This window comes from Pseudonocardia asaccharolytica DSM 44247 = NBRC 16224, from assembly GCF_000423625.1.
In the GTDB taxonomy this organism is placed as follows: Bacteria; Actinomycetota; Actinomycetes; order Mycobacteriales; family Pseudonocardiaceae; genus Pseudonocardia; species Pseudonocardia asaccharolytica.
In genome coordinates this window covers 1-6,261 of record NZ_AUII01000056.1, presented here as the reverse complement: position 1 = coordinate 6,261, position 6,261 = coordinate 1, and the positions used below count along the sequence as shown (strand labels likewise).

The 6,261-nt window shown below is 69.9% G+C and carries 3 protein-coding genes, 1 tRNA gene and 1 rRNA gene; 3 read left to right on the top strand and 2 right to left on the bottom strand.

Annotated elements, in window-relative coordinates; all coding sequences use genetic code 11:
- Positions 1–615 precede the first annotated feature (615 nt).
- Positions 616–689: transfer RNA gene (locus G567_RS0124835), tRNA-Arg, on the bottom strand.
- A 103-nt stretch (positions 690–792) separates the two neighbouring features.
- Positions 793–2,499 (bottom strand): HsdM family class I SAM-dependent methyltransferase, encoded by a 1,707-nt coding sequence (locus G567_RS0124830; RefSeq protein WP_307724178.1) that lies wholly within the window; start codon positions 2,497–2,499, stop codon positions 793–795.
- 131 nt (positions 2,500–2,630) lie between these two features.
- On the opposite strand from G567_RS0124830, the gene G567_RS31355 reads away from it, so the two are divergent.
- The 3 genes from G567_RS31355 to G567_RS0124815 all read left to right on the top strand — a co-directional run.
- Positions 2,631–3,425 carry a PP2C family protein-serine/threonine phosphatase gene (locus tag G567_RS31355; RefSeq protein WP_037058137.1) on the top strand — a complete coding sequence of 265 codons (795 nt, stop codon included), beginning with the start codon at positions 2,631–2,633 and terminating at the stop codon, positions 3,423–3,425.
- Positions 3,426–3,509: 84 nt separating this feature from the next.
- The gene (locus G567_RS31350) at positions 3,510–5,756 is read left to right on the top strand and encodes a bifunctional copper resistance protein CopD/cytochrome c oxidase assembly protein (RefSeq protein WP_084796437.1); all 2,247 of its coding nucleotides are present in this window, start codon (positions 3,510–3,512) and stop codon (positions 5,754–5,756) included.
- Positions 5,757–6,055: 299 nt separating this feature from the next.
- Positions 6,056–6,261: ribosomal RNA gene (locus G567_RS0124815) — 16S ribosomal RNA — on the top strand; the annotation flags it as partial.

The following is a 6,261-nucleotide window of genomic DNA, read 5'->3' as shown; positions in this document are numbered from 1 at the left end:
GCCGGCTGCGACCAGCGCGGCGGTGTGGGTATCGGCGTGGGTGTCGACCCCGATGACGAGCTCGACCAGTTCTGCCAGCATGGACATGCGTTCTCCTGACCGTGGCGGACGTGAGGTCCGGTCCGGTGCGGAGCGCGGCAGGACTGTGACGGGACACGTCGGAGGTCGAGTCCGGCGGTCATGCTCCTGATCAGGCCAGCTGCTCCGGGCCGGGCCGGTGCCGACAACAGCAGGCGGACAAGTCCGCTCAAGGGCATCACGCCAGTCAGACCACGGGTCACCCCCGCTGCTGTCACCACCAGCCCACCATCACCGGGCCGGCTCGACCATCCTCACAGTCAGACCACCGCGTACAACTGGGCTCGGCCGTACTTGCCGCCGGACGAGGGCGAGGAACGGTCACCACGCCAGGGGCGCAGGCGCGACCGCTGACCCTGTAGCTCGGCTGGATAGAGCAAGACCGGAGCGACTGGTGAGGCACGAGCGGGAGCGACGGCACCGAGAATCTCGGGTCGTACAGGCTCTTGGTATCTCGATTGCTCTTGGATTCTGGCTTCTGCCGGACGGCCAGCGCTGGCCGCTTCGACGGTATCCTGACTGTTCAGGAAGGGTTTGTGCCCCCGGCAGGATTCGAACCTGCGACCTAGAGATTAGAAGGCTCTTGCTCTATCCAGCTGAGCTACGAGGGCGGATCGTGCCTCGGCGGTCGGGAACCGTCGTCGGAAGCCTAGCGGGCCCCCAGCCGCGGCCCGGACCTGGGCGGGTGTTCTCGACGGCACTTTACAAAAGGAGTCACGGCGGCCCGAGCAGCCCGTCCAGCAGGCCGTTCAGACCTAGCCGGGCGAGCCTGTCGCCCTGCTCAGCGACCGCACGCACCGTGTCCTGCAGCGTCAGCAGCGCCCGGAACGCGCGGCCGTAGGCCTGCTGGTCGGGCAGCGGCAGCCGCGGTACATGGGTCCGTCGCAGCTCGGTACGGCTCGCGCCGCGGTTCCACGGGCCCGCGGCGCGCAGCACGCCCGCGAGGAACTCGGCGTCCAGGTGGGTGGGGTCGACCCGGTAGGCGGCGAGCCCGGGGCCGAGGACGGCCGGGACCTCGACGACCCGTGCCGCTCCGGTCGGTGCCGCGACCACGTCGCCGGGCTCGAGCCGAACCACCCGGTCCGTGGGTACGGTCCGTCCGGACGCCGGTCGTCCGAGGGTCAGGTCTTCGCTGGTCAGAACGGTGAGCTCGCCGCGGCTGACGGGCATCTGCGACGTCGACTGGCGGATCGAGACCACGCCCGCCCGTTCAAACCGTCCGATCGGTGTGGTCCGCAGGTCCCGGCGTTCGGTGAGGGTCGGCAGCTCCGGTGGGACGAGCTCGAGCTCCCGGAATCGCTCCAGCGCGTCGGCGTAGCCCTGCCCGAGCCCTCCGGCGTTGACCCGGTGGACGTGCCGGGCCGGGGTGAGATCCACATCGTCGTCGAGCAGATCGACGATCCGGACTCCATGCCCCGACGCGATATCGGCCCACACGTCGCCGGCCTGGTCGGCGTCGCGCAGGAGCACCCGGGATGGTGCCGGATCGCCGGGTCGCGGCCGGCGCAGCAACCAGAGGTCGGCGTCGGGTCCGAGCGTGAGCACGGCGCGCAGCGCGCCGTCACGCAACAGGTTGGCGCGGATGCGGCGTCCGGCCCGCCGCGATGCCGCGGCTGCCGGCATCCGGATCACCACCCGTCCGCCGGGTCGCGCGTGCGCGAGGCAGTGCTGCACCCAGGCCAGCTCGGGTTCGCCGCGCGGCGGCAAACCATGCACCCAGCGTGGGTCGGCGACCAGCTCGGTCTGACCCCACTCGCGGTCGCCGAAGGGCGGGTCGCACACGACGGCGTCGGCCTCGACGTCCTCGAGAGCGTTGTGCCGCAACGAGTCCCCGGTCAGGACGGTGGTCGTCCGCCGGTGCAGCCGCAGCCGCGCCGCGGCGATGACGGCGCTGTCGACGGCGGCGTCCTGGCCGAACACCCTGCGTGCCCTGGACGCGAGCAGCAGACCCCCGGTGCCGCAGGCGGGGTCGAGGAGGGTACCGCCCGGCACGTCCGCCAATCTGATCATGAGGTGGGTGACCTCCGTGCTCGTCGCACCGAGCACCCGCCCGTGTGTCTCGAGGTAGCGCCCGTGCAGCAGCTCGAACGCACCTGCGTGCCCGTGCTGTTCGGCGAGCTCCTCGACGAGTTCGACGAATCGTGCGTCGGTCCGCTCGGCGACGCCCGCGACCAGGGGTGCGTCATCGCCGTCGCGCAGCCAGACCAGCAGCGCCCCGGCCCGCGCGACGACATGACCGAGCCCGAGCTCGCCGCCCTCGGCGCGGAGCCGTTGCCAGACCTGCTCGGCCGCCGACACGGTGTACGCCTTGCCGTTGCGCCGCAGCCACGCCTCGACGTCCCGCAGCGAGAACCGTGGGCTCGACGGCGTACCGCCGACCGGCTGCGGAAAGTCCGGGTGGCGACGGCGCCAGTTACTCACCGCGGCCCGGCTGACACGACCGAGGCGGGCGATATCGCCCGAATTCACGGTTGTGTCTTCCGCCACGAGTGCAAAGCTAATTCACGGCCTCGATTCTTGTGAAGCCGATACACAGACTTCATACTGCGCCAATGGCACTGGCTCTGCGGTCCGCGGTCGGATCGGACGTCGGCAGGCAACGCGCACGCAATCAGGATTCGGCAGCAGCCGGCCGGCGCCTCGTGAGCGTCGCTGACGGGATGGGTGGGCATGCTCACGGCGAGCTGGCCAGCGCGCTGACCGTTGCCGCCTTGTCCGACCTCGACGACGCGCTGCCTACCGACCTGCACGACATCGATCTCGCCTCAGCGTTGTTCAACGGCCTCGCGGACGCGGCACATCGGCTCGACGAACGGGCCAGCCGGGACCCCGCGCTGCGTGGAATGGGCACCACAGCGGTCGCGCTACTCCTCGACGACACCCGTCTCGGTGTGCTGCATATCGGGGACTCCCGCATCTACCGGCTGCGCGACGGTGTCCTCTCCCAGCTGACTCACGACCACACGGTCGTCCAGGCACTCGTCGACGAAGGCCGGCTCACCCGCGAGGAGGCGATGACGCATCCGCGGCGGTCCGTGCTGCTGCGGGCGCTGCAGGCTGGGCACGCCCCGGACCCGGACGTCTGCGTGATCGATGCCGCACCCGGCGACCGGTACCTCCTGTGCTCCGACGGCGTCACGGCGGTGCTGACCGACGAGAGCATGCACGAGGTCCTGGTGAGCGTCGACGACCGCGCCGAGGCGGTGGAGCGGCTCATCGCCCTCGCCAACGAGGCCGGTGGCCCGGACAACATCACCTGCGTGGTCGCCGACGTGCTCGAGGGGCCGATCAGCGAGGAGCCGCGGATCGTGGTCGGGGCGGCGGCCGAGGCCTCAGAACCGGCCTGAGCCGTCGTCGCGCCGCCGCCGTCTCGAAGCGCGCGGTCGGTGGCGGCGGACAACACCCGTTGCGCCGGGCATAGCCTGGTTGGTATGGCGCAGACGACCGCCGAACCAGCGGCGCGACCGGCCGGTTCGTCACGATCGAGCGGGGTCGCGGGTCTGGTTGGACTCGGAGCGGGTATCGCGGTGCTCATCGCCGCGGGCCTGACCGCACTGACGGGCGCTCGCCCGGCCGAGGCCCTCGGGCTTCCCGACCCAGGGGAGCTGACGACCGTCGGATTGCCGGCCGTGCGAGCATTCGCCCAGGTCAGCATGGTGACGACGATCGGGGCGTTGCTGCTCGCGGCGTTCCTCGCGCCGCCGCAACGCTCCGGCTATCTCGACGTCGCCGGGTACCGGGCCGTGCGCGTGGGCTCGTACGCCGCCGCGCTCTGGGCCGCGTGTGCGCTCCTGCTCATCCCGCTCAACGTCGCCGACGCGCTCGGTCGTCCGGTGTCCGACGTGCTCGACATCGGATTGCTCGGGACCCTCGTGCCGAAGCTGGCAGCGGGGATCTCCTGGACATTGACCGCGCTGATCGCACTTCTTGTCATGGTCGGATGTCGGCTGGTGCTCAGCTGGGGGTGGTCGGTTGTTGTCTTCGGGCTCGCCGTCGCGGGTCCGCTCCCGGTCGCCCTGACCGGCCATTCCGCCGGAGGCGGTGCGCATGACGTCGCGACGAACAGCCTCGTGCTGCATGTGCTCGCCGCAGCCTTGTGGGTCGGTGGACTCATCGCGATCGTCGCGGTGGCCACCGGCGGAGCCGGGCCCGACCGGAAGAGCGTGCTGGCGACAGCGGTCCCGAGGTTCTCCCGTCTGGCACTCGTCTGCTGGGTCGCGCTCGCCGCGACCGGCATTCTGAACGCGCTGGTGCGGATCCCCCTGGGTGACCTGCTGGGCAGCACCTACGGCTGGCTGATCGTCGGCAAGATGGTCGCGCTGGTCGTCCTCGGCGCGCTCGGGGCTGCGCACCGCCGCCGCTCGGTGGACGCCGCGGCCCGAGGCGAGACGGGAGCGCTGGTCCGGCTCGGCGCGGTCGAAGTGCTGATCATGCTCGGCACCATCGGGCTCGCCGTGGCGCTGGGCCGGAGTGCCCCGCCCCAGCGACCGTCCGGACCGCCGTCGGTGACCGAGGTCCTCATCGGGTACGACCTGTACGGGCCGCCGACCATCGCCCGGCTGCTGTTCGACTGGCGGTTCGACCTGATCTACGGATCGCTGGCGATCGCGGGTGCGCTGATCTATCTGGCGGGAGTCCGCAGGCTGCGCCGACGCGGGGACGCCTGGCCCACGGGACGCATCGTCGCCTGGCTCTCCGGCTGCGCCGTGCTGCTCATCGCGACGAGCTCGGGGATCGGACGGTACTCGCCGGCCATGTTCAGCGTGCACATGAGCGGGCACATGACGCTCTCGATGCTGGCGCCGATCCTGCTGGTGCTCGGTGCTCCGATGACGCTGGCGCTGCGCGCCCTGCCCGTCGCCGGGAAGACCGCTCCGCCTGGCCCACGGGAGTGGTTGCTCGCGGCCGTGCACTCCCCGGCGGCGAGATGGCTCACGCATCCGCTGATCGCCCTCGCACTGTTCGTCAGCAACTTCTACATCCTCTACTTCACGAGCCTCTTCGCCCTCGCCCTCCGGGAGCACTGGGCGCACGTCGCGATGAACGCGCACTTCCTGCTGGTGGGCACGCTGTTCTTCTGGCCGCTGATCGGGATCGACCCGGCTCCGCGCCGGCTGGCGCCGATCGCCAGGCTCGCCGTGGTCTTCGCCGCGGTGCCGTTCCACGCCTTCTTCGGCATCGCGTTGATGAGCACGAAGACCGTGATCGGTGAGACCTTCTACCGCGGCCTGGCGCTGCCGTGGGTGCCCGACCTGCTGCACGACCAGCAGGTAGGTGGAGGAGTGGCCTGGGGATCCGGCGAACTGCCGATCCTCCTCGTGGTCATCGCGCTGGTTGTGCAGTGGTCTCGCCTCGACGAGCGGTCGGCACGACGCGATGATCGTCGAGCCGACGCCGACGGAGACGCCGACCTGAAGGCGTACAACGCGATGCTGCGCCGCCTAGCGACCGGAAGCGCTACGTCCACCGCGCAGGAGCCCGATCCGACGGACGTGACCACGGCCTCAACGCGCGACGAACGCTCGACAAACGGCGATGCCGACGACCCGTCCTCCGCCGCGCAGGTCGGCGTCTCCGCACGTCAGATGGCGGGCGGCCGGGACGGAACGCCGAACGACCACGCTGACGACGCCCGACCGCTCGTCGCGGGGAACGATCTCGACGAAACCTCCCGTTAACCCCGATCGGCGGTGTTTGCGCAGGTCAGAGAGTATTTAGGGGGTCGATTTGACCGTCGTCCGGGAGGCAGGTAGTTTTCTGGGTGTCAGCGAGACGGCCGGATAGAACGAGTCCTTGCGGTTCGGTCAACAGGCCCGCTGGTAACCTCCACGGGGTCGTCTTCGGGGGAGGTTCTGCCTCCTGGGTGCCGTGTGGTGGTGGGTGTGCGGGTGTCTTTTGAGAACTCAACAGTGTGTCGAGCTTTGTTTGGTGGATTGGTTTGTTTGTGCCAGTTGGTTTGTGGTGTTATGCCAGGTTTTTGTTGGAGAGTTTGATCCTGGCTCAGGACGAACGCTGGCGGCGTGCTTAACACATGCAAGTCGGGCGGTAAGGCCTCTTCGGGGGTACACGAGCGGCGAACGGGTGAGTAACACGTGGGTGACCTGCCCTCAGCTTCGGGATAAGCCTGGGAAACCGGGTCTAATACCGGATAGGACCGCCTGCCGCCTGGTGGGTGGTGGAAAG

Excerpts from the sequence above, each read along its gene's own strand:
- G567_RS31350 (WP_084796437.1), top strand. The coding sequence starts at position 3,510 with ATGGCGCAGACGACCGCCGAACCAGCGGCGCGACCGGCCGGTTCGTCA.
- G567_RS31355 (WP_037058137.1), top strand. The coding sequence starts at position 2,631 with ATGGCACTGGCTCTGCGGTCCGCGGTCGGATCGGACGTCGGCAGGCAA.